The sequence below is a fragment of the Pseudoxanthomonas sp. LjRoot143 genome (genome assembly GCF_964252945.1).
GTDB lineage: Bacteria > Pseudomonadota > Gammaproteobacteria > Xanthomonadales > Xanthomonadaceae > Pseudoxanthomonas_A.
This window is the reverse complement of sequence record NZ_CAXUPM020000001.1, coordinates 879,721-903,041: the sequence shown is the minus strand read 5'-3', so window position 1 is coordinate 903,041 and position 23,321 is coordinate 879,721. Positions and strand designations below refer to the sequence as shown.

Annotated in this window: 20 protein-coding genes; 15 read left to right on the top strand and 5 right to left on the bottom strand. The window is 68.7% G+C overall.

The window, feature by feature from the left end; translation table 11 throughout:
• The first annotated feature begins 78 nt into the window (after window positions 1-78).
• From ACSQ1W_RS04225 to ACSQ1W_RS04205, 5 genes are read left to right on the top strand one after another with little or no spacing between them, the layout of a single operon-like run.
• Window positions 79-702 carry an XrtA/PEP-CTERM system exopolysaccharide export protein gene (locus ACSQ1W_RS04225; RefSeq protein ID WP_436041774.1) on the top strand — a complete coding sequence of 208 codons (624 nt, stop codon included), beginning with the start codon at window positions 79-81 and terminating at the stop codon, window positions 700-702.
• Window positions 703-744: 42 nt separating this feature from the next.
• Complete coding sequence (locus tag ACSQ1W_RS04220) at window positions 745-2,298, top strand: XrtA system polysaccharide chain length determinant (RefSeq protein WP_192269267.1); 1,554 nt, start codon at window positions 745-747, stop codon at window positions 2,296-2,298.
• Window positions 2,299-2,300: 2 nt separating this feature from the next.
• Window positions 2,301-3,035, top strand: coding sequence for a CpsD/CapB family tyrosine-protein kinase (locus tag ACSQ1W_RS04215; protein WP_192269273.1), 735 nt, complete (start codon window positions 2,301-2,303; stop codon window positions 3,033-3,035).
• Between the two features lie 19 nt (window positions 3,036-3,054).
• The gene (locus ACSQ1W_RS04210; RefSeq protein WP_436041773.1) at window positions 3,055-4,359 is read left to right on the top strand and encodes a hypothetical protein; all 1,305 of its coding nucleotides are present in this window, start codon (window positions 3,055-3,057) and stop codon (window positions 4,357-4,359) included.
• Between the two features lie 28 nt (window positions 4,360-4,387).
• Window positions 4,388-5,557: a glycosyltransferase gene (locus tag ACSQ1W_RS04205; RefSeq protein WP_436041772.1), complete on the top strand. Its 1,170-nt coding sequence runs from the start codon at window positions 4,388-4,390 to the stop codon at window positions 5,555-5,557.
• 18 nt (window positions 5,558-5,575) lie between these two features.
• Here the strand turns inward: ACSQ1W_RS04205 and ACSQ1W_RS04200 are convergent, their stop codons facing one another.
• Window positions 5,576-6,103, bottom strand: coding sequence for a serine O-acetyltransferase (locus ACSQ1W_RS04200; protein ID WP_436041771.1), 528 nt, complete (start codon window positions 6,101-6,103; stop codon window positions 5,576-5,578).
• Complete coding sequence (locus ACSQ1W_RS04195; RefSeq protein ID WP_192269286.1) at window positions 6,100-7,314, bottom strand: glycosyltransferase family 4 protein; 1,215 nt, start codon at window positions 7,312-7,314, stop codon at window positions 6,100-6,102. Before ACSQ1W_RS04195 ends, ACSQ1W_RS04200 begins: the two co-directional genes overlap by 4 nt.
• 194 nt (window positions 7,315-7,508) lie before the next feature.
• Here ACSQ1W_RS04195 and ACSQ1W_RS04190 point away from each other — a divergent pair, with 194 nt between their 5' ends.
• The 5 genes from ACSQ1W_RS04190 (at window position 7,509) to ACSQ1W_RS04170 (ending at window position 13,413) form a co-directional block, all read left to right on the top strand.
• Window positions 7,509-8,855 (top strand): O-antigen ligase family protein, encoded by a 1,347-nt coding sequence (locus ACSQ1W_RS04190; RefSeq protein WP_436041770.1) that lies wholly within the window; start codon window positions 7,509-7,511, stop codon window positions 8,853-8,855.
• Between the two features lie 79 nt (window positions 8,856-8,934).
• The gene (locus ACSQ1W_RS04185; protein WP_436041769.1) at window positions 8,935-10,122 is read left to right on the top strand and encodes a hypothetical protein; all 1,188 of its coding nucleotides are present in this window, start codon (window positions 8,935-8,937) and stop codon (window positions 10,120-10,122) included.
• A complete protein-coding gene (locus ACSQ1W_RS04180; RefSeq protein ID WP_436041768.1) occupies window positions 10,122-11,309 on the top strand; it encodes a glycosyltransferase family 2 protein in 1,188 nt (395 codons plus the stop codon). The genes ACSQ1W_RS04185 and ACSQ1W_RS04180 overlap by 1 nt, the downstream gene beginning before the upstream one ends.
• Window positions 11,310-11,338: 29 nt before the next feature.
• Window positions 11,339-12,412: a Gfo/Idh/MocA family protein gene (locus ACSQ1W_RS04175; protein WP_436041767.1), complete on the top strand. Its 1,074-nt coding sequence runs from the start codon at window positions 11,339-11,341 to the stop codon at window positions 12,410-12,412.
• Complete coding sequence (locus ACSQ1W_RS04170) at window positions 12,409-13,413, top strand: NAD-dependent epimerase/dehydratase family protein (protein WP_436041766.1); 1,005 nt, start codon at window positions 12,409-12,411, stop codon at window positions 13,411-13,413. Before ACSQ1W_RS04175 ends, ACSQ1W_RS04170 begins: the two co-directional genes overlap by 4 nt.
• Window positions 13,414-13,417: 4 nt before the next feature.
• Here the strand turns inward: ACSQ1W_RS04170 and ACSQ1W_RS04165 are convergent, their stop codons facing one another.
• Window positions 13,418-14,548, bottom strand: coding sequence for a glycosyltransferase (locus tag ACSQ1W_RS04165; protein ID WP_436041765.1), 1,131 nt, complete (start codon window positions 14,546-14,548; stop codon window positions 13,418-13,420).
• Window positions 14,549-14,721: 173 nt separating this feature from the next.
• Here ACSQ1W_RS04165 and ACSQ1W_RS04160 point away from each other — a divergent pair, with 173 nt between their 5' ends.
• Window positions 14,722-16,278 (top strand): oligosaccharide flippase family protein, encoded by a 1,557-nt coding sequence (locus tag ACSQ1W_RS04160; RefSeq protein ID WP_436041764.1) that lies wholly within the window; start codon window positions 14,722-14,724, stop codon window positions 16,276-16,278.
• A gap of 16 nt (window positions 16,279-16,294) precedes the next feature.
• Here ACSQ1W_RS04160 and ACSQ1W_RS04155 read toward each other — a convergent pair whose 3' ends face one another.
• Complete coding sequence (locus tag ACSQ1W_RS04155; RefSeq protein ID WP_436041763.1) at window positions 16,295-17,263, bottom strand: polysaccharide deacetylase family protein; 969 nt, start codon at window positions 17,261-17,263, stop codon at window positions 16,295-16,297.
• A gap of 372 nt (window positions 17,264-17,635) precedes the next feature.
• Here ACSQ1W_RS04155 and asnB point away from each other — a divergent pair, with 372 nt between their 5' ends.
• From asnB to nadE, 4 genes are all read left to right on the top strand, one after another.
• A complete protein-coding gene (gene asnB, locus ACSQ1W_RS04150) occupies window positions 17,636-19,570 on the top strand; it encodes an asparagine synthase (glutamine-hydrolyzing) (protein WP_436041762.1) in 1,935 nt (644 codons plus the stop codon).
• A 72-nt stretch (window positions 19,571-19,642) separates the two neighbouring features.
• Window positions 19,643-19,891, top strand: coding sequence for an acyl carrier protein (locus ACSQ1W_RS04145; protein WP_192269314.1), 249 nt, complete (start codon window positions 19,643-19,645; stop codon window positions 19,889-19,891).
• 8 nt (window positions 19,892-19,899) lie between these two features.
• Window positions 19,900-21,426 (top strand): class I adenylate-forming enzyme family protein, encoded by a 1,527-nt coding sequence (locus ACSQ1W_RS04140; RefSeq protein WP_436041761.1) that lies wholly within the window; start codon window positions 19,900-19,902, stop codon window positions 21,424-21,426.
• 49 nt (window positions 21,427-21,475) lie between these two features.
• Window positions 21,476-22,465, top strand: a complete 990-nt coding sequence (gene nadE, locus ACSQ1W_RS04135; protein ID WP_213601763.1) for an NAD(+) synthase — start codon at window positions 21,476-21,478, stop codon at window positions 22,463-22,465.
• A 16-nt stretch (window positions 22,466-22,481) separates the two neighbouring features.
• On the opposite strand, the gene ACSQ1W_RS04130 is transcribed toward nadE, so the two are convergent.
• Window positions 22,482-23,264 (bottom strand): 4'-phosphopantetheinyl transferase family protein, encoded by a 783-nt coding sequence (locus ACSQ1W_RS04130; protein WP_436041760.1) that lies wholly within the window; start codon window positions 23,262-23,264, stop codon window positions 22,482-22,484.
• Window positions 23,265-23,321 lie beyond the last annotated feature (57 nt).

The window sequence follows — 23,321 nt, the reverse complement described above, 5'->3', positions numbered from 1 at the left end:
TCCCGCCGGGGCCGGTGCTGGCCGGATTGCGGCATTGTCTGCGTTATTCCAGGCAATCCGCACCAACAGGGGATCACCATGAACCGACTCTTCGCCGGCCTCGCCGCCCTCGCCTGCGCCTTCGTCCTGTCCGCCTGCTCGACGGGTTCGTCCGCCAGCAGGACCGCGCCGCCCGACCAGAAAACGATCGCGGTGGACAACTACCGCATCGGCGTGGACGACATCGTCCAGGTGTCCGTGTGGCGCAATCCCGAACTGGGCATCACCGTGCCGGTGCGTCCGGACGGCATGATCTCGGTCCCGCTGGTGGGCGACGTGGCGGCCGGCGGACATACGCCCGGCGAAGTCGCCGCCGACATCCAGGCCAAACTGGCGACCTATGTGCGCGACCCGCAAGTGGCCGTGATCCTGACCGAACTGCGCAGCCACGAGTACCTCTCGCGCGTCCGCGTAACCGGCGCCGTGCGGCAGCCGATCTCCATCCCGTTCCGCCCCGGCATGACGGTGCTGGACGCGGTGCTGGCGGCCGGCGGCATCAACGAGTTCGCCTCCCCGGACAAGACGTCCCTGCACCGCAAGAACGCCGACAGCAGCGCCACCTACGCGATCCGCCTGGACCGCATCCTGCAGAAGGGCGATCTGGCCAGCAATTTCGATGTGCAGCCGGGCGATGTCGTCATCGTCCCCGAGCGCGCGTTCTGATGACTGCCGCGCGCACCCCGGCCGCCACCGAATTTCCTTCCAATGACTGAAAAAACCCACGATATCGCCCAGCTGGTACCCGTCCTGCTGCGCGAAATGCGCCGCTACGGCGTGGCCATGGCCCTGGTATTCGCGTTCATCGCCCTCGCCGCGCTGGCGGTGGGCCTGGCGGTGCCACGCAAGTACGCCGCCTCCACCACCATCCTGGCGCAGGGCAGCGACATCATCCAGCCGCTGCTGGAAGGCCGCGCCGTGGCGACCGAAGTCACCGACCGCGCCGGCCTGGCGCGCCAGGTGATCTTCAGCCGCAAGGTGATGTCCATGATCCTGGAGAAGGGCGGCTGGCTGGCCGACAAGCCGTCCGCCATCGAGCAGGACCGGATCATGGAGCAGATCAAGAGCCGCACCACGGTCAACGCGCCGCGGCCGGAACTGATCCAGATCAACTACCACGACTCCGACCCGCGCCGCACGCTGGAAGTGACCCAGCAGTTCGCCGAGCTGTTCATCGCCCAGAACCGTGCCGCCAAGGAACGCGAGAGCCGCGAGGCCTTCGAGTTCATCGACAAGCAGGTGCGCGACTACCACGCCAAGCTGACCGGTTCCGAGAAGGGCCTGATGGACTACCGCTCGGCCAACATCGATGCCCAGCCCGGCAGCGTGGCCGACTCGACCGCCCGCATCAACGCGCTGCGCGCGCAGGTCGAACAGGCCCGCCTGAGCATGATGGAACAGCAGTCGCGCGAAAGCGCGCTCGTGTCCCAGCTGTCCGGCGAGTCCGAGGTGTCGGCCGTGCAGTCGCGCTCCAGCATGTATCGCGCACAGCTGATCGACCTGCAGAACCAGTACAACCAGCTGCTCCTCAACTTCACCGACAAGCATCCGGACGTGGTCCGCGTGCGCCTGCAGATGCAGGATCTGCAGCAGCAGCTGGCCAGCGAGGAAGCACGCCGCACGCAACAGGGCCCGTCGGGCAACAGCCTGGCGCTGAGCGACGACGCGCAGATCAATCCGCTGTACCAGGAACTGCGGACCCAGCTGGCGACCGCCCGCCGCGAACTGGCGGCCACGCGCTCGCGCATGGCCGCCAGCGAGTCCATGCTGAACGACGAGCTCAACCGCAGCCGTCGCATCGCCACCTCCGAAGGCATGCTGGCCGAACTGACCCGCGACTACGAGGTCAACCGCGACCTTTACCAGGACCTGCTGCGCCGTCGCGAGAATGCGCGCGTATCGATGGTGCTGGATGAAGAACAGCGCGGCCTGACCTTCCGCATCCAGGATCCGGCGATGCTGCCGGTGCGCCCCTCGGGCCTGCGCATGCTGCATTTCGCCGCCGCCGGCCTCGGCCTGGGCGTACTGGCGCCGCTGGGACTGCTGTTCGCGCTGGTCACCCTGGACCCGCGCATCCGCTCGGCCAAGACGCTGGAGTCGCTCAACACCGGCCTGCCCCTGCTGGTGTCGGTCCCCGCGTACGAGACCGCGCGCGAGAAGCGCCGCACGCGCGTCCGGTTCGCCATGGCCTCGATGCTGGTCACCGGCGTCCTGGTCTGCTACGTCCTCGTGTACTGGTATATGGCGGTCAGGCAAGCATGAACATGGAAAACAACGATCATCGCCCGGCCAACCAGGCGCAGCAGCCCGGCAACACCTCGATCGCGCGCATCGTCGAGCCGCGCGCCCAGCAGATCAAGCCGCTGGAAGAGCGCCGCCTGATCCACCACGACGGCGCCGCGCACCGGCACGTGGACGTGTTCCGCGAACTGCGCACGCGGCTGCTGTCGCTGGGTGGCAACGACAACTTCATCACCATGATCGCGCCCATCAGCCCCGGCTCGGGCGGCAGCTTCGTGGCCTGCAACCTGGCCGCGGCGTTCGCCTTCCACGCCAGCAAGTCGGCGTTGCTGGTGGACTGCAACCTGCGCGACCCCTCGCAGCACGTCAACCTGCGCGTGGACGCCTCCGGCGGCGGACTGATCGAGTACCTCGACCAGCAGATGCCGGCCGCCGATCCGGTCATCTACCCGACCGGCATTCCGGACCTGGAGCTGATCCCGGCCGGTCGCCTGACCCACATCAGCGCCGAGTATTTCTCCTCGGGCCGGATGCGCGACATGATCGGCCGGCTGCGCGAGGAAGACGCGCAACGGCACATCTTCATCGATGCGCCTGCGGTCACCGCCTCGCCGGACGCGCGCATCCTGTCCGAGCTGGTGGATTTCGTCGTGCTGGTGGTCGGCAGCGGCAGGGACACGCCCGAGCGCATCACCAAGGCCGTGAGCAACTTCCACAGCGACAAGCTGGCCGGCCTCGTCTTCAACGAACTGCCCTGATCCCGTAGAGGTGGCACCCATGCGCAGAACCCTCCTGAGCCTCGCCCTGGTGGCGGCCTGCACGCCGCCGGCGGCCAAGGCCGCCTGGCGCCTGGACTACGACCTGGGCATGGGCTACCAGTACAGCGACAACATCAACCTCAGCCAGACCGACCCGATCAGCGAGAACGTGCTGATCCCCAGCGTCAACTTCTCGCTGAGCGAAACCGGCTCGGTGCTGCGCGCCGACATCGCCGGCGGACTCGAGTACTACAACTACCTGGGCGGCGAATTCGCCAACGAGCTGCGCACCAACCTGGATGCCGACGTCGACTGGACGATCGTGCCGGAACGGCTCAACTGGGTGGTGTCCGACCACCTGGGCATGGAGCCGGTCAACCTGCGTGCCGCCGATACCCCCGGCAACATGCAGCGCACCAACGTGTTCACCACCGGTCCCACGCTGCGCTTCAACCTGGCGCCGACCCTGCGCGGCCGCACCGACCTGCGCTATGTCGATTCGTATGCGGAGAACAGCCGCGACTTCGACTCCTCGCGTGTCTCGGCGGCGTTCCGCGCCGAATGGGAGCGCAGCACGACCCAGCAGTTCTCCGCCGGCGTGGAAGTGCAGGACGTCGACTTCGATTACGACAACCTGGCCGAGGACTACAAGCGGCGCTCGGCCTTCGTGGGCTATACCCACCGGCTGACCGACCTCAACCTCAATGTCATCGCCGGTTACGCGTGGCTGGACTTCACGCGCGGACACGAGGCATCGGCGCCGTTCGTGCGCACCTCGCTGTACTGGACCATCACTCCCAACAACCGTGTCCGCGTGGCCGGCGCGTGGGAGTACTCCGACGCCGCGACGTACCTCGCCGAAGGCGCGGGCGGGATCGAGGAAGAAGAACCCGGCCGGGTCGCCATCGGCGGCGCGATGGTCAGCCCCGATGTGTACCGCGAGCGCCGCCTGGAGGCCTCGTACGTGCACGAGAGCGCACGCCTGATCGCCACCGCCAGCGCGTTCACCGGCCGCTTCCGCTATGAAAGCACCCTGTCGGTCTACACCGAGGATCGCGACGAACGTGGCGGCTTCCTGGACGTGGGCTATCGCGCACGTCCCCTGCTGACGTTCGGCACCCTGCTCAACGCCACCCGCCGCCACTACATCGACAGCGACGAGCGCGATACCACCAAGATGTACGGCCTGTACGTGTCGCACGACCTGTCGCGCCACTGGAACTGGCGCGCGGACGTGCGCCGCCTGGAGCGCGAGTCGGCCACCGGCACCACGCCGACCTACAACGAGAACCAGGTGTTCCTGCGCCTGACCTACCGCCGTTGAGGCGATCCGCACGCGCCCTGGAGGGGCCATGCTGAAAATCGCCGTCGTCACCCCGATGCTGCCTATTCCGCAGGATCGCACGCGCGGGCGCTACATCCACGAAACGGCGCGCGCGCTGTCGCAGCTGGCCAAGGTGCGCGTGTTCTTCCAGCAGCCCCGCTATCTGGCCATTCCCGGCCTGACCCCGCGCAACTTCCTCACCGGCACGGCCGGCGCCGACTACTCGGCCGACGGCATCGATGTGGAAACCTTCACCTACCCGGCCGTGGTCGGACTTTCGCGCGTCACCAATGGTTACGTGGCCGGACGGGCATTGACGCCGCGCGTGCGCGCATTCGCGCCCGACGTGGTGATCGGCTACTGGATCTATCCGGATGCCTACGCGGCGTGGCAGTGCGCACGCCGTCTGGATGTGCCGTGCGTCGCCGGTGCGCTGGGCTCGGACATCCATGTCCGCGCCGGCGCCAACGCGGCGTTCACCCGCCGCACCGTGGCCGGCGTCGATGCCCTGGTGACCGTCAGCGAGGCGATGCGCCGTACCGCGATCGCCGACTTCGGCGCACCGGCCGCGCGCGTGCATACCGTCGTCAACGGCTTCAATACCGGCGTGTTCCATCCGCGCGACCGCCAGGCGATGCGCCAGAAGCTGGGCGTTTCCGCCGACGCGAAACTGATGGTCTATGTCGGTCGCCTGGTCGAATCGAAGGGCCTGCGCGAACTGCTGGCCGCCTTCGCCGCGCTGTCGGGCTCCGATCCCTCGCTGCAGCTCGCGCTGGTCGGCGAGGGCGTGATGCGCGAGGAGCTCGACCACATGGTGCAGACCGCCGGTCTGCAGCAGCGCGTGGTCATGCCGGGGGGCATGGAGCCCCAGCAGGTCGCCGAGTGGATCTGCGCGTCGGACCTGCTCACCCTGCCGAGCTGGTCGGAAGGCTATCCCAACGTCGTCGTCGAAGCGCTGGCGTGCGGCGTACCCGTCGTCGCCACCGATGTCGGCGGCACCCGCGAGATCATCGACGAACGCAACGGCCTCCTCATCCCGCCCCGCGACGAAAGCGTCCTGGCGCAGGCTCTGTCGCAGGCGCTGTCCCATCCCTGGGACCATCCCGCCATCGCGGCCTCGATGCGTCGCACCTGGGACGACGTGGCGCGCGAGACACTGGATGTGTGCGAACAGGCGCTGGCGGCGCGACGCCGCTAGTCCGGGCGGCGCGGCGGCCTAGACGTCGCTGCCGGCCGCCGGCCTCGCAGGCAGCACCCGTGCGGGAATGCCGACGGCCGTCGCGCCCGCCGGCACGTCATGCAGCACCACGGCGTTGGCGCCGATGCGTGCCCCCTCGCCCACCTGCACGCCGCCGATGACCTTGGCGCCGGAACCGATGAACACACCATCGGCGAGCACCGGCACGCCGCCGCGGTTGTCGCCGATCACCACGCCGCTCTCGATGCGCACGTCGCGGCCACCCTTCACCGCGGAATTGATCACCACGCCCACCGGATGGATCAGCACGAAGCCTGGTCCGAACTGCGCACGCACACCGATCACGCAGCCGTTGAGCACCTTGTTGACACAGTGCGGCAACAGCGCCAGCGGCGCCAGTCCTGCGCGCGCCAGCATCGCCTGCAGGCGATAGAGCGCATTGGCCGAGGTGCCGTCGGTGAACACCGCACGCAACAGCGAGCAACGGTCCCCGTACTGTCCGTACAGCGCCTGCTTGGAGCGAAGATCCGCCAGGAAGTCGATCATGCGGCCGCGGAAGCCGGCTGGCTCAGGCCGGTGTAGAAGTCCGACAGCTGCAGCACGTTGTGCCGCCACTGCCGCTCGGCCGCCACGTAGGCACGTGCCGCCTGGCCGATGCGGCGCAGCTCGTCCGCATCGGTACTGCGTTGCAGGACCGCCTGCACGGCCGCCTCGGTATCTTCGGCGCGGAACATCCAGCCGGTGCTGCCTTCCACGAGCACCTCACGGATCGGCTCGAAGTCCGGCGCGATCGGCGGCACGGCGCAGGCCATGAACTCGAACAGCTTGACCGGCGAGGTGTAGTCGCCCGCGCTGGGCAGGATGGCCATGTCCATCGCGGCCAGCAGGCCGGGGACCGCATCGTGGGGCACGCGTCCGGTCAGGATCACGCGGTCGGCCAGCCCACGCTTCTCCACGAACTCCTTGACCTCCGGATAGGTGGCGCCGTCGCCGACCAGCAGGAGCTTCAGGTGCGGCGCCTGCTCCAGGCGGTCGGCGATCGCGTAGACGAACTTGTCGATCGCGTGCCAGGGCACGAACGCGCCCAGGTAGCCGCAGACCACATGCCCTTCCAGACCCCACTGCGCGCGGGCATCGCTGCGCTGCTGTTCGGTGAAACTGAACTTGTCGATGTTGGCCGCGTTGTGGGTGACGATCGCCGGTGCCAGCGTGCCATGCGCCTCCTGGATGCGGTTGCGGAATGCCGCGGATACGAACACCAGCCCGGTCGCCTTGCGGAACGTGTAGCGCTCCATCGCCATCGCCACGCGATGGAAGAACAGCGGACGCACCCGGTGCACCGCCGCCGAATCGTTGACCTCGAGGATGACCGGCAGCCCGCGCATCCGTCCGAGCAGCACCGTGGAGATCATGAAAAGCGAATAGCGCTCGTAGATGAAGTCGACGTCGGCATTCCGGCGCAGGTAGGCCAGCACGCGCCAGCCGGCGACCAGGTTGTAGGCGATCTCGGCCAGTTCGAACAGCGGCTCGGGCAGGCGCGTCAGCGCACGCATCCAGCTCTTGGACGAGCTGGTCGGCGACATGGCCTTCGGACTCGCATAGGGATCGGCACCCGGCACCGAGATGATGTCCACCGCCACGCCCTCGGCACGCAATGCATCGGATACACCGCGGATGTGCACGCCTTCCACTGCCTTGCCCTGCGTGCGATGGTGGTACAGCACGCGCTTCAATGGCATCGGACTGTCTTGCGGCATGGGACGGAATTCCGGAGGATGATGCCTTGCATCACGTCAGACACGCCTGCATCCGGCCATGCGGATGGCCCGCCGTACGACGGCCACGCACCGCTCGCGGCTGCGGCGCGACGGTGCCAATGGCCTCTCCGGGACACTTGTTACGTTGCTAGAGCCAGGGGCCGCTCGGCGGCAGCGTCGGAGCGTCGAGCACCATGGGTTTTTTCCTGTACATCCTCTACGTGGCGATGACGTTCCTGCGCCCGGTGGAGATGTTCGCGCCCGATCTGGCCTCGTTGCGACCGATGCTGGTGCTGTGGTTCCTGGCGCTGGGCTTCGCGCTGTTCGATGCGTTCCGCGCCGGCCGGGTCGCCACGCGCCCGGTCAACTTCGTCCTGCTGGCCTGCCTCATGGTGGTCATCGGACTGTCGCAGATCGCCGCCGGCTGGGCCGGTGGCGCGGCACTGGCGGTATACCATTTCAGTACCGCCGCGATGCTGTTCGTGCTGACGGTGCTCAACCTGACCACCACGCAGCGCGTGCAGATCGCCTGCACGACGCTGGTGGTGTGCATGACGATCGTCTGCCTGACGTCCATCTCGGCGTTCCACACGGGCTTCATGATGGACCAGCTGGTGCTGCGCCAGGGAACCGGCAACGATCCGGCCGACCTGCTGTCGGTGCAGGAACTGCCGATCCCGGCCGAGGACACCACCGGCGTGTTCCTGTGGCGCGTGCGCCACCTGGGCTTCCTGGCGGACCCGAACGACCTGGCCCAGGCCATCGTGATGGTGCTGCCGATGCTGTGGGGCGCTTACCGCAAGCGCAGCTTCATGCGCAACCTGGTGGTGGTGCTGGCACCGACGGCGGTGATGCTCTACACGATCCTGCTGACCCACTCGCGCGGGGCCCTGGTCGGCATCGCGGCCCTGTTCTTCTTCGGCATCCGCCGCATGCTGGGCACGTTCCGCACCGTGATGCTGCTGGGCGTGATGGGCGTCGGCGCCACCGCATTGAGTTTCGGCGGCGACCGCGGCTTCTCCACCCAGGAGCAGTCGGCCAACGAGCGCGTGGAGGCGTGGTACGAAGCCCTGCAGATGATGCGCAGCAACCCGGTGTTCGGCGTGGGCTACGGCAACTTCACCAACCACCACCATCTGACTGCCCACAACTCGTTCGCCCTCTGTTTCGCCGAACTGGGCCTGCCCGGCTATTTCCTCTGGCTGGCGATGCTGGTGCTGGCCTACGAGGGTCTGCGCCAGGTCGCCGATCTGGCGCCGGCCGGCTCGCGCGACCGCAAGCTGGCGGCGATATTGCTGTCGTCCTTCATCGGCTTCCTGGCCTGCGCATGGTTCCTCTCGCGTACCTATACGCCGAACCTGTTCCTGCTGTTGGCGATCTGCGCGAGCGCGGCGTACTGCGCCCGCAAGGCGCACCCGCTGACCGAGGCCGGCACGCCGTGGCCGCCCCTGCCCTCGTGGGTCATGCGCACGACGATCCTGCTGTTCGCCAGTGTCACCGCCATCTACGGCATCATCGTGCTGGAGCGCATGGTCCAATGATCGTCCGCACTCTGCCCTCTTCCTCCCCCCCGTCCACGCGGGATGCCCGCGTACCCGCTTCCCGGCCTGCCTCCTCCCCATGAAAATCGTCGCCTTCATCATCGTCGCCCTGCTCGTGCTGTGTGCGGCCGCCGTCCTGCGGCTGGTATGGAAACGCAACATCCTCGGCTGGTTGTGGAGCTACCTGCGCCGCGACTGGGCGATCGCGCGCCCACCTGCGGGCACGACCAAGCACGTGATGTTCTGCTTTGTGGACCACTACGAGCCTATGTGGGCCGCCGCCGACTACGAGACCGAAGTGGCACGCGTGGCGCGCTGGCGCAGCGAGTACCCGCGGCTGTGCGCGGCGCACCGCGATGCCGACGGCCGTCCGCCCGTGCACTCGTTCTTCTATCCGGAAGAGGAGTACCGCCGCGAACACATGGACGCGCTGGTGGAGCTGTGCCGGATGGAACTGGGCGAGATCGACGTCCATCTGCACCACCACGACGACACCGAGGCCGGCCTGCGCGAGAAGCTGCAGCGCTTCACCTCGCTGCTGGTGCGCGACCACGACGCGCTGCCGGTGGACGCGGTCACCGGCCAGCCGCGCTGGGGCTTCATCCATGGCAACTGGTCGCTGGACAACAGCCATCCCAGTGGCGAGATGTGCGGCGTGGACAACGAGCTGATCGTGCTGCGCGAAGAGGGCTGCTACGCCGACTTCACCCTGCCGGCCGCCCCCGATCCCTGCCAGACCCGCACCATCAACAGCATCTATTACGCCACCGATGTCGCGGACCAGCCGAAATCGCACGACCGGGGCCGTCGCGCGCGCGTCGGCGGCGACGGCAGCGGCGACATGCTGCTGATCCAGGGTCCGCTGGGCCTGCGCTGGGACAGCCGCAAGTTCGGCATCCTGCCGCGCATCGAGAATGCCGACGTCCGCACCAGTTCGCCGCCGACGCCCGAGCGCATCGATGCGTGGATCCGCACCGGCATCCACGTCGAAGGCCGGCCGGAATGGATCTTCGTCAAGGTGCATACGCACGGCACGCAGGAACGCGACATGGACACGCTGCTCGGCCCCGCCATGGACCGCGCCTTCAGTCACCTGGAGTCGCGCTACAACGACGGTCGCGAGTGGAAGCTGCACTACGTCAGCGCACGCGAGGCCTACAACATCGTCAAGGCGGCCGAGGCCGGCCTGGCCGGCGATCCGGGGCAGCATCGCGACTATCTGATTCCGCGCCCCGCGTACGCGCCCAGGACGGCGCAGGTGATCTGATGCTGGAAACCGCCCTGATCCTGCTCGCGGCGTGCTGCCTGGGCGCCGTGATCTACTCGTACGCGCTCTATCCGCTGCTGCTGGTCGCCGTCGGCGGCCTGGCGCAGGGCCTGCGCGACGTCCGCTACGTGCTGGGCAAGCGCGAACGACGCAACCCCGGTGGCGGCGTGCTGCCGGCGGTGGCGGTGGTCATTTCCGCCTACAACGAAGAGCGCCACATCCGCTCGCGGATAGACAACCTGCTGGCGCTGGACTACCCGCGCGAACTCCTGCACATCTACGTGGGTTCGGACGGCAGCCACGACCGCACCGGGGAGATCCTCGCCAGCTTCGGGCAGGCCACCGTGCACGCGCACGTCTTCACCGAGAACCGTGGCAAGGCCAGCGTGCTGAACGACCTGGTCGCGCGTACGCACGAACCGATCCTGCTGTTCTCCGACGCCAACACGCTGTTCGCGAAGGATGCGGTGCGTCGGCTGGTCGCCCACTTCCGCACCCCCGATGTCGGCGCCGTCAGCGGCGAGCTGCGCCTGCTCGGCTCCAATGGCGACAACCAGGACAGCCTGTACTGGCGTGTCGAACAGGTGCTCAAGTTCTTCGAGGCACGCATCGGCGGCCTGCTTGGCGCCAACGGCGCGATCTATGCCATCCGTCGCGAGTTCTGGATCCCGCTCGCCACCGACACCATCTGCGACGACTTCTGCGTGGCGATGAGCGTGGCGGCCGCCGGCCAGCGGCTGGTGTACGAGCCCGCGGCCTGGGCCGAGGAGGACACGCCCGACGCGATCAGCGAGGAATTCCACCGCCGCGTGCGCATCGGGATCGGCAACTTCCAGGCCCTGTTCCGCCATCCCGAGTACCTGTTCTGCACCTCGGTCGCCACCCGTTTCGCGTATTTCTCGCACAAGGTGCTGCGCTGGATCGCGCCGCACCTGATGATCGTGGCGCTGTTCGCCAGCCTGATCCTGGCGTCGCAGTCGCGCCTGTGGCTGCTGCTGGCATCGCTGCAGATCGTCGCCTACGCGGGCGCCGCCCTGCTGTACGCCGCCAGCCTGGGCGGCGTGCGGCTGCCCTCCCTGCTCCGCATCCCCACGTTCCTGTTCGCCCTCAACCTGGCGTTCCTGCTGGCGTCGTGGCGCTATGCGAGCGGCAACTACCGCGGTTCGTGGAAGCGCACCCGGCGCTGACCACCCCTGTTTTCACGAGGACACACGCTGTGCTGAGAATCGGAATCGTCGGCTGCGGCAAGATCGCCGATGGCCACGTCGAGCAGATCCGCGCCACCGGGCGCGGCGACGTGGTCGCGGTGTGCGATCGCGAGCCCCTGATGGTCGAACAACTGGCCGAGCGGATGCGCATTCCCGGCCGCTACACCGACCTGGCGACGATGCTCGCGAACGAACGCCTGGACGTGGTGCACGTGGCGACGCCGCCCGACTCCCACCTGCCGATCGCCCGGCAGGCGATGGAAGCGGGCTGCCATGTCTTCATGGAGAAGCCGTTCGCGCTGACCGCCGACGAGGCCGCCGCGATCCTGGAATGCGCGCGCGCGAACGGGCGACGCGTCAGCGTCAACTACCTCTACAACTTCGAGACCCCGGGCCTCGAACTCGCCGAGATGCTGGATGCCGGCCGGCTCGGCGATGTCGTCCACCTGGATACCCACTACGGCTACAACCTGTCCGGCGACTATGGTCTGGCGGTGATGGGCGACCCGGGCCACTGGGTGCACCGGTTGCCCGGCAAGCTGTTCCACAACGTCCTGGACCACGTGCTGGCGAAGATCGTCCCGCACATCGGCGACGATTTCGCCGTGCGCACCTGCGCTTTCCGGCGCCGCGCCGCCACCGGCAACGCCATGGTCGATGCGATGCCCGACGAACTGCGCTTCCTCATCCACGACGGCAAGGTCACCGCCAATGGCCTGATCAGCGCGCACGGCCGTCCGGTGGCGCATTCGCTCAAGGTGGTCGGCGCGCGCGACAGCGTGGAACTGGACTATGCCGCACGCACGCTGGTCCACAGCGCGCGCCAGAACCAGCCCAGCGCCATCGGCCGCCTGTTTCCCGCCTGGGTGCAGTCGGCGCGCTTCGCGCGCAACGGCATGCGCAACCTGGGCCGTTTCGGCCGTCATGAGTTCCACTACTTCCAGCCCATGCGCGTCCTGCTGACACGCTTCTACGACGCGGTCAACGACGACCGTGGCGTCGATCCCATCCCGCACGCGCACATCCTGCGGGTGTGCCGGATGATCGATGCCATCGTCGCGGACATCGGAGAGCAACCATGAAGGTCCTGGTCACCGGCGCAGGTGGATTCCTGGGGCAGCGGATCGCCCGCAGCCTGCTGCAGCAGGGCGTGGACGACCTGCGCCTGCACGTGCGCCAGCGTCCGCCCGAAGGTCTCGTCGAAGAACTGCGCGCGGCATTCCCGCAGGCGCGCATCGAATGGGCAGGCGCCAACCTGCTGGCGCGCGACGGCCTGGCGTCGCTCGTCGCCGACGTCGACTGCCTGGTCCATGCCGCGGCCGGCATGCGCGGCGCGGCCGCCGACATGTTCGCCAACAGCGTGGTCGCCACGCGCAACCTCCTCGAAGCCGCAGGTGCGGCCGGCGTACGACGCGTCGTGCAGATCAGCTCGTTCGCCGTGTACCGGACCGACGGGCTGGGCCGCAATGCGGTCCACGACGAGTCGGTTCCACTGGAAAGCGTGGGTGTGGAAAAGGGCCCGTACGGTTACGCGAAAGTACGCCAGGAGCAGTTGCTGGACGAGTATCGCGCGCGCTTCGGCTTCGAGACGGTCGTGCTGCGGCCCGGCGTCATCTATGGCGAGGGCGGCGGCGCGCTGTCGCCGCGTGTCGGCATCGGTGCGCTCGGCTTCTTCTTCAGTCTGGGGGGCGGTGCCACGCTGCCGCTGACCTACGTGGAGAACTGTGCCGACGCGGTCGCGGTCGCAGCGCTCAAGGCGCCCTCCGGAAGTGTCTTCAACGTGGTCGATGATGACCTGCCTTCGTGTCGCCACTACCTGGGCCAATACCGCAGGCTCGTGCGCAAGCTGCGGACGATTCCCGTGCCGTATCCGATGCTGCTGCAGGGGTCGCGCATGCTGGTCTGGTACCACCGGCGCTCCAAGGGACAGCTTCCGGCCGTGTTCACGCCCTACGTGGTCCGCTCGATGTACCGCCCGCTGCGCTACGCCAACACCGCGCTCAAGCAGATCGGCTGGTCACCGCGGGTGAGCACGCAGGCAGGCCTGGAACGCACGTTCCATTACCTGCATGGCAAAGGCTGACGGCTCACGTCCGCGTGCCGAGGGCGCGCGCATAGAAGCCCGCGTAAGCGTCACGCAACGCCTCGATGGAGGCATGCGCCGCCACCCAGGCGTGCGCGGACGCGCCGCGCTGCGCGCGCAGGTCGGGGGATGCCAGCAGTTCGCGCAGGGCGGCATGGAGCGCGGTGTCATCGCCGACCGGCACCAGGCGTCCGGACACGCCGTCCTGGATCACCTCGGGATTACCGCCCACCGCCGTGGCGACGATGGCCAGCCCGCTGGCGCAGGCTTCGAGCAGCGCGATGGACAGGCCCTCGGTGAACGAGGGCAGCGCGAAGACGTCGAAGGCCGGCAGCAGATCGGATATGTCATGGCGGGCGCCCGCCAGCATCACCCGGTCCGAGACGCCCAGCGAAGCCGCCTGCGCCTGCAGCGCGTCGCGCGTCGGCCCCTCGCCCACCAGCACCAGGCGCAGTTGCGGAAACTCGGACGCCAGTGCCGGCATGCAGTCGATCAGCGCCTTCTGGTTCTTCAGTTCGACCAGTCGCCCCACATGGCCGATGACCAGGTCCGTTGCGGCCAGCCCGAGCCGGCGTCGCGCTTCTTCGCGCCGCTGCGGCGATCCCGCGAATGGCGCCAGCGGAATGCCGTTGAGCAGGGTCTCGGCGTCTTCGGCACGCACGTAGCCTTCGCCGACGAAGCGCTCATGCACCTGCCGCCCCACCATGGCCACCCGCTGCGTCCGCAGCAGCGACAGCCGGTACAGGCGGCGCAGGCGCGCATTGCCCAGCCGCATGCCCATGTCGTGGCAGGTGCCCACCAGCACGGGACGGCGCCACGTGCCCAGCAACGCGAGGGCGGCGTAGTAGTTGGGCACGAAGTTGTGCGCATGCACCACCTGCACCCGCTGGCCCAGCGCCGCCTGGCGCAGCCGCGCCAGCACCTTGCGGTCCAGCGTGCCGGACTTGCCGCCCATCAGCACCGGGATGCCCGCCGCTTCCAGCACCGGTACGAACCCCGCGCTGTCCGCGATGCTGAAGACCGTCACGCGGCTGCCCGCGGCCTGCTGCGCGATGGCGAGATCGGTCACCACGCGCTCGAGCCCGCCGACCTCGAGGGAGTCGACCACATGCAGGATGCTGGCGGGACGGGACACGGCAGTCTGCATGATGCGGCGACGGGAACGGGAAGGAGCCTGCATCCTACGCGAACCCGCAGGGCCGATCCGCCCGCAGCGCGTTATCATCGCCCGCCTACCGGATCATCCCGGCCGCCCATCGAGCATCGCGTGACGCCTCTTCCTCCCCGTCCTGCACAGTGGGCCGCCCCATGAGTGGTGCCTTCCGCAAGGACACGCTCGTCCGCGGCGCCCTGCTGATGACCGGGTCGACGTACATCAACTACGCGGTCGGCCTGCTGATCAGCGTGCTGATCGCGCGTGCGGTCGGGCCCGATGCCTTCGGCGGCTACTCGTACGTGGTGTGGCTGTCGGGGGTGTTGGTGGTCCTGGCCAACAACGGCCTCAACACCACCGGCATCCGCTTCATCTCCGAAAGCCTGGGGCGCGACGAGCCACAGGCGGCACGCGAAGTGCATGGCTGGCTGCTGCGGCGCCAGCACCTCTGCATGGTCATCATGGCGGTCGCGTTCGTGGCGTGCCTGCCGCTGCTGGAGCCCGCCGGCTGGGGCGAGCGCAGCCTGGTGTTCTTCGCCGCAGTGACCCTCGTCAGCCTGCTGGGCAAGGCCTACTACCTGTTCTCGGTATCGGTGGCGAAAGGCTACGCACGCTTCGACATCGAGGCCGTCTCCACGCTCAGCATGACCGCGCTCAACCTGGTGGGCGTCGGCGCGCTGGTACTGGCGGGTGCACCGCTGTCGGCCTACCTGATCCTGTTCGCCGCGATCAGCCTGCTGCACATCGCCGCCGCCGCACTGCTGCTGCGTCGCGCCGGCATCCGGCCCGACCGCGCGGCGCCGGACGCCACCCTGCTCGCCCGCCTGAAGCCGCACCTCGCGTGGACGGTGGTGCTCACGATCATCTACGCGCTGGGCAACAAGTCGATCGAGACCTACCTGCTCAACACGCTGGTGGGCGCGGCCGATGTCGGATTCTTCGTCATCGCCGCGTCGCTGACCCGCGGCGGCATCGACCTGCTGTCGTCGGGCCTGACCACCGTGCTGCTGCCGGCCATGGGCCATGCGTACGGCGCCGGCGGCCAGGCACGCGTCAACCTGATCCTCGCCGACTCGGTCCGCTACTTCACGTTCCTCGGCCTCATCCTGGCCGGTGCCGTCGCGTTCGTGGCGGAAGCCGTGATCACGGTGATGTACGGCGCCGACTACGCGCCTGCGATCCTGGTACTGCAGACCATGGCGGTCGTCGGCGGCCTCACCCTGTCGGAAGGCGCGTTCGCCGCGATCCTGGCCACCACGGAGAACCAGAAACTCCGTGCCATCTTCGCCGTCGGCGCGATCGTCATCACCGCGGTCGCCGCGTTGCTGCTGATCCCCCGCTACGGCCTGATGGGCGCGGTGGCCGCGCATGCCGTCGCACGACTGCTCATCTTCCTCGCGTTCGCGGCGATCACCGCGCGCGTGCTGAAGGTGCGTTATCCCTTCCGGGCGCTGGCGGCGCAGTTCGTGGCCGCAGGGCTGGCGCTGCTGCCCGCGTTCGCGCTGGTCCGCCTGGTACCGGGCATGTGGAGCAAGGCCGTCGCGGGCACGCTGTACGCCCTGCTGTTCGTCGGCCTGTCGCCGTGGCTGGGCATCTGGAAGCGGCAGGACGTGCAGACGCTGGCCGGACTGCTGGCGCGCTTCCCGCGCGTGGGCGATCGCGTGGCGCCGTGGCTGCGGCGCTGGAGCGAGCGTTTGCCCGAGGATCTCTGAGCGCGCCCCGGGCCGCTCAGGCCCGCGTTTCGCTCGTCCGCTTGGCGAAGCTCTTCAGCAGGCTCAGGCGGTAGTCCATCGCCCGGCTATGCCAGGGCGCGAAGCGTGGCAGCTGGAACAGGTCGCTGTCGCGCGTGCAGGTGCCGCGCGCGGTCGATACCGCGGCCTGGTAACCGGCCTCGCGCGCCATGGCGACATGCCGGGCGGCGTAATCGCGCTGCGGCACGCCGTTGGGATACGCGAAGAAGCGCGGCGGCCGTTCGAGCAGCGACGAGAGCACGGCGCGGTTGCCGTCGATCTGCCGCCGGGCTTCTTCATCCTCGATCCTGCTGAGGATCGGATGCGTCAGCGTGTGGCCGCCCACTTCCATGCCGGAACGCTGCAGCGCGCGCACTTCATCCGAGGTCATCATCAGGTCGCCGGGAAGCGGTGCGTCCGCCAGTGCGGCCAGCCGTTCGCCGGCGGCATCGCGCGCGTCCGGGTCGAGGTACTTGATGGCCGCCACGGCATCCATGAACAGCGACATGCGCGAGGCGCTGTCGTCCACCTGCCGACGACCGAGGTTGAGCCATGACAGGTCGTGCTCGCCGGTCGGCAACCGGCGCACGCTTTCGCGCACGGTGTCGTTGAACATCCTGCCGCCGTCGAGGAAGCCACTGGCGACGAAGAACGTCGCCGTCATGCCATGGCGCGCCAGGATCGGGGCGGCGATCTGCAGGTTGTCGCGGTAACCGTCGTCGAACGTGATGCAGGCGGCGCGCGGGGGCAGCCGCCCTTCGGCGAGCCGCGCGATCGCCTCATCCATCGGCAGCACGTTGAACATGCCGGCCAGGGCCCGCATCTGGGCATCGAAGATGCGCGCATCGGGCTCGGTGGGCAGCATCGGATCGGGCGCGGCCAGGACACGGTGGTAGAACAGCACGACCAGCCGGCCGCCCCTCGCGGACGCGCACCAGGCCGCCGCGCGGAACATCGGATCGATCACCGCCTCCAAAGAAGAGTCCGTCCTCGCCTGCAAGATCCTGCGCCCCCCATCCATAACGTGTGTCCGCAGTCCACCGCGAACCGTTGCTGCTCCGACAGACAACGTGGATACCCCTGAAAACCGGCCTCGCCGGCACCGCACCTGCACGCAGGCCCCCACCCGCGCACGGCGGCGCTACTCTGACACGCAATGCGCGCAAATGCCAAAGGACCGGGCGTGCGGATGTCCGGAAACGGCATGGCGCCACGTTCGCAGTGCAGCACATCCCATGTCCATCGCCAGGAGCCGAGCCTTGCCCGACAGGTCGCCACACACCGACTTCGCGTCCGTCCCCGGACGCGCGGCCAGCCCCTCCTGCGCAGGAGTTGCAGCATGTGCGGCATAGCCGGCTTCGTCGCTCTCTCCGCCGGCCCGGAAGCGCCCGAGGCGGAACTGTCGACCATGATCACCCGGTTGGCGCATCGGGGACCGGACGGCTACGGCTTCCACGTCGAACCCGGTGTCGGCCTGGCGCACGCACGCCTGTCGATCATCGACCTCGCCACGGGCGACCAGCCGATCCGCAATCCCGGCGGCACGGTCTGGACCGTGTTCAACGGCGAGATCTTCAACTACCTGGAACTGCGCCGGGACCTGGAAGCGGCAGGCCACCGGTTCTACACGCAATCGGACACCGAAGTCATCGTGCACCTGTACGACCGGTACGGGGACGATTTCGTCGAACACCTCAACGGCCAGTTCGCCATCGCGCTGTGGGACAACGCGCGGCGGCGCCTGGTGCTGGCGCGTGATCGCGCCGGCATCCGCCCGCTGTTCCATGCGCAGGGCCGCGGCTGCCTGTGGTTCGCCTCCGAAGTGAAGGCCCTGCACGCCGTGCTGCCGTCCACCCGCGCGCTGGACCCGATCGGACTGGCACAGACCCTGACCTACTGGGCGCCGGTCGATCCCGGCACGGTCTACGCAGACGTCCAGAGCCTGCCGCCCGGCTGCCTGATGTCCATCGAGCACGATGGCCGCCAGACCCTGCGCCGCTACTGGGACTGGCGTTTCCCGAATGCCGAAGCGACGTCGCCGGCACGCTTTCCGGACAGCATCGAAGCCGCCACCGCCCAGCTTCGCGACCTGCTGGTCGATGCCGTGCGGTTGCAGCTGCGCGCCGACGTTCCGGTCGGCGCCTACCTCAGCGGCGGGCTGGATTCCTCTGGCATCGTCGCGATGATCAAGGGCTTCACCGATACGCCGGTCCGCACGTTCTCGGTGGCGTTCGAGGACGGCGAGTTCGACGAGAGCGAACACCAGGCAGCGATGGTGCGGCACCTGGGCACCGAACACACCATGCTGCGCTGCACCCGCCGCGACATCGGCGAGGCCTTTCCGCGCCTGATCCGCCACACGGAAACTCCCATCCTGCGCACGGCCCCGGTGCCGCTGATGCTGCTGGCCGGCAGCGTCCGCGAACACGGCTACAAGGTCGTGCTGACCGGCGAGGGCGCGGACGAGGTGTTCGGCGGCTACGACATCTTCAAGGAAGCCAAGGTGCGTCGCTTCTGGGCCCGGCAACCCGGGTCCCGGTTGCGTCCGCGCCTGCTGGAGCGGCTGTACGGCTACCTGCCCAACTCGCCCGTGCGCACTCCGGCCTTCGCCCAGCAGTTCTTCGGGCAGGGCATGGAACACCTGCACCGCCCCATCTTCGCCCATGTGCCGCGCTGGGCCACGTCGCAGCGCGCGCTCGGCCTGCTGTCGTCCGACCTGCGCGCCGCGGTCGGCGACTGGGATCCGCTGGCGGCCTACGAACGCACGCTCCCGTCGGACATCGCCTCCTGGGCGCCGATGGCGCGCGACCAGTACGTGGAAGCCAAGAGCCTGCTCGCCGGCTACCTGCTGTCGTCGCAGGGCGACCGGGTGGCGATGGCCAACTCCATCGAGGGACGCTTCCCGTTCCTGGACCATCGCGTGATCGAGTTCGCCAACCGCCTGCCCCCCAGCTTCAAGCTGCGCGGCATGACCGAGAAGTACCTGCTGCGCAAGGCGCTGGCGGACCTGCTGCCCGCCGACATCCTGCGCCGCACCAAGCAACCCTACCGCGCCCCGGACAGCCAGAGCTTCTTCTTCGACGGCAAACCGCTGGATTACGTCGCCGAGCTGTTCAGCCCGGAATCGCTGCGCGAAGCCGGGTATTTCGACCCTGCCGCAGCGGGCCGGCTGTTCGAGAAATGCCGCCAGGGGCGCGCCACCGGGTTCGCCGACAACCAGGCGTTCGTGGGCATCCTCTCGACGATGCTGGTGCACCGGCAACTGCGCGCCTGAGGCCGGCGGCCGTTGGCCGCCGCCGCAACGTTCGTCCGTTAAGGGGAAGAACTCCCGAAAGGACTGGGCAACATGCAACAACGGCAAGAGATCAAGCGCTACATCCTGCAGAATTTCCTGTTCGCCGACGACGATTCCAGCCTCGGCGACCAGGATGCCCTGATCGCGGGAGGCATCATCGATTCCACCGGCATCATCGAACTGATCGACTTCCTGGAAGAACGCTTCCACATCGCCGTGACCCCCGAGGAAATGGTGCCGGCGAACTTCCACACGGTCGAATCGGTCGACGGCTTCGTGAGCCGCAAGCTCGCCAGCTGACGCCGTCCGTGGATTCGCTCCCCGCCCTGGTTGGCCGGATGGCCCGCCGCTCGCCTGCGGCCGTCGCCCTGGTCGAGGCGGACCAGCGCCTGTCTTACGCCGCGTTCTGGCAGCGCGCGGGCGCGTTCGCCGAACACCTGCGGGAGCGTGGACTGCGGCCGGGTGAACGGGCCGCGATCCTGCTGCCCAACGGCAGCGACGCGGCCGTGGCGATCTACGGAACCTGGCTGGCGGGCGGCGTGGCGGTCTCGCTGAACGTCCAGGCGCGCACTCGCGATCTGGTGCCGTGGCTGCGGCATTGCGAAGCGCGCGTCCTGGTGCACCAGGCCGCCCACGCGGACGCCGTGGCCGCCGCTCAGGACATCGGGCCGTCGTTGCAGTGCCTGGTGGCGGACACGCTGACCTGGCCGAGCGGGGAAGCGATTCCCGAGGCCGGACTGCCCTCGCCCGGCGAAGACGATCCGGCGCTGATCCTGTACACCTCCGGCACCACCGGTGCGCCCAAGGGCGTGACCCTCAGCCACGGCAACCTGCTGGCCAACGCACGTGCCGTGGTGGCCTACCTGCAGTTGTGCGAGCGCGACAGCGTGCTGAGCGTGCTGCCGTTCTACTACGCCTACGGCGCGTCGGTGCTGCACACGCATCTGCTGGTCGGCGCATGCGTGCACCTGGCCGACAATCTGGTGTTCCCGCACCTGCTGGTCGAGTACCTGCAACGCGAGCGCATCACCGGTTTTTCCGGCGTGCCCTCCACGTTCGCGCTGTTGCTGGACCGCGTCCCCCTGCAGGACTACGACCTGTCTTCGCTGCGCTACCTCACCCAGGCCGGCGGCGCGATGGCGCCTGCGCTCACCCGCCGCCTGCGCCTCGCCCTGCCCGGTCCGCGACTGTTCGTCATGTACGGCCAGACCGAGGCGACCTCGCGCATCACCTGGTTGCCGCCCGAGCGCCTGGACGACAAACCCGGCTCGGTGGGCATCCCCATCGAGGGCGTCGTGCTGCGCATCGTGCGCGACGATGGCGCACCGGCTGCACAGGGAGAAGACGGGGAAGTCTGCGTCCAGGGTCCCGGCGTGATGCTCGGCTACTGGCGGGACCCGGTGGTCACGGCCAAGGTCCTGAAGGACGGCTGGCTGCATACCGGCGATGTCGGTCGACTCGACGCCGACGGGTTCCTGTTCCTCGACGGCCGACGCAGCGACATGATCAAGACCGGCGCCCACCGCGTCTTTCCCGGCGACATCGAAGAAGCCATCGCCGAACTTCCCGGCGTGAGCGAGGTGGCCGCCATCGGCATCGATGACGAGGTGCTCGGCCAGGTCATCAAGGCCTATGTCGTGCCGCACCCGCACGCTGCGCCCGATGTCGCGGCGATCCGCGCGCATTGCCGGCAGCGCCTCGCCGCCTACAAGGTGCCCAGGCACATCGAATTCGTCGACGCCCTGCCGCGCACCGCGTCGGGCAAGATCCGGCGCGCCGCGCTGGCGGAGGTTGCCGGCGTATCGCCCGGCCTCGCCACGAGCACCTCGCCATGACTACCGCATCCCGTTTCATTCCCAACTTTTTCAGAATCCCGGAGACCGCATGACCTCGCTCGACTGGAACGTACTCGATATCGACTATGCGCAGGAAGCCGATCGGATCTGCAGCCGTATCCGCGAAATCACCGCGCGGCAGCTGCATCGCCGCGGCCTGGTCGTCGCCATTTCGGGCGGCATCGACAGCTCGGTCAGCGTATCGCTGGCGGTGCGTGCGCTGGGTGCCGACCGCGTGTACGGCCTGATCCTGCCCGAGCGCGATTCGTCCGACGACAGCGCGGCGCGTGCCCGCATCCTCGCCGAGCACCTCGGCATCCGCACCGAGACGGTGGACATCGCGCCCGCCCTCGAGGCGATCGGGTGCTACAGCGCGCGCGACGCCGCCGTGCGTTCCGCGTTGCCCGAGTACGGCGAGGGCTGGAAATTCAAGATCGTCATCGACGGTGGTGTCGAGGGCCGCTTCAACCGGTTCCGCCTGATCGCGGAAGATCCCGCCGGCGCGGTGCACGAGCGCGACCTGGGCCTGTCCGAGTACCTGACCATCGTCGCGGCGACCAACTTCAAGCAGCGCATCCGCAAGACGCTCGAGTATTTCCACGCCGACCGCCTCAACTACGCCGTCGTCGGCACGCCCAACCGGCTGGAGTACGACCAGGGCTTCTTCGTGAAGAACGGCGATGGATCGGCGGACGTCAAGCCCATCGCCCACCTCTACAAGTCGCAGGTGTACGGCATGGCCCGGCATCTGGGCCTGCCCGAGCGCGTGTGCGCCGCCATCCCGACCACCGATACCTACAGCCTTGCCCAGGGCCAGGACGAGTTCTACTTCGCGCTGCCGTTCCGGCAGATGGACCTGGCCGTGTGGGCGCTGAACCACGACCGCTCCGCAGCCGACCTGGCGGCAGCGCTCTCGATCGGCGAAGCGCAGGCGCAGGCCGTCTACGACGACATCCGCAACAAGCGACGAACCACGCGCTACCTGCACCAGCCGCCCGTGCTGGTGGTGGACGTCCCGGAACTGGACGACCACGCCTGACGGCACGCCGATGCGATCAGGGGGACGCCGGCGGCCACCACCAGACAACCTGCACGTCGCTGCCCACGGGCAGCGCGATGGCGGCCTTGTGGCCTGCGCCTGCATCGAGCATGCGCACTTCCAGTCCTGCGGCCACGTCGGTGGCAGGCAGGGGAACGCCTGCGGGTGCCGCAAACGTACTTGGCGGACGCTGCAGTCCCACGCCCTCCGCCTTCAGGTAGGCCTCCTTGCGCACCCAGATCGCGAGCAGTGCGTCCGCACGGCCTGCGTCGTCCAGGTGCGCCAGCTCGTCGCGTTCATCGGCGTGCGTCGCCAGCCGGGCGATCTCTTCCATCGCACCGGCATGCGCCACCGGCTCCAGGTCGATGCCGACGCTGCCCGCATCGCTGATCGCAAAGGCGGCGAATCCCCGTGGATGGCTGAGGCTCGTGCAGACGCGGGCATGCATCCCCGACAGCCGCGGACGGCCCGCCTCGTCGCGATACAGCGGCACCTCCACCGGCGCTTCGCGGAGCCACGCGCCGAGCAGGAAGCGGTGCAGCGCGTAGGCCAGCGCACGCTCCTCGCGGTCGGCGGCATCCCGCAGGCGATCCACGCGCGCGCGCTCCGGCGCATCGATCAGGGCGCGCGCCTCCGTGCTCCACGGGCGCCACACGGACAGGTCGCACAGCACGGCGACGACGGGATGCGTGCGACGCGCAACGCATGCGTCATCGCCACGCTGCAGCGCCGCGGCGAATGCCGCGGAAAAATCGATGGCAGAATGCCCGGGGGGATACGGCGTGAGGCGTCGGCTCATGCGCTCAGCATGCCATCGAACGACATCGCACCGCACCGCCCTGCCACCGTACCGCCG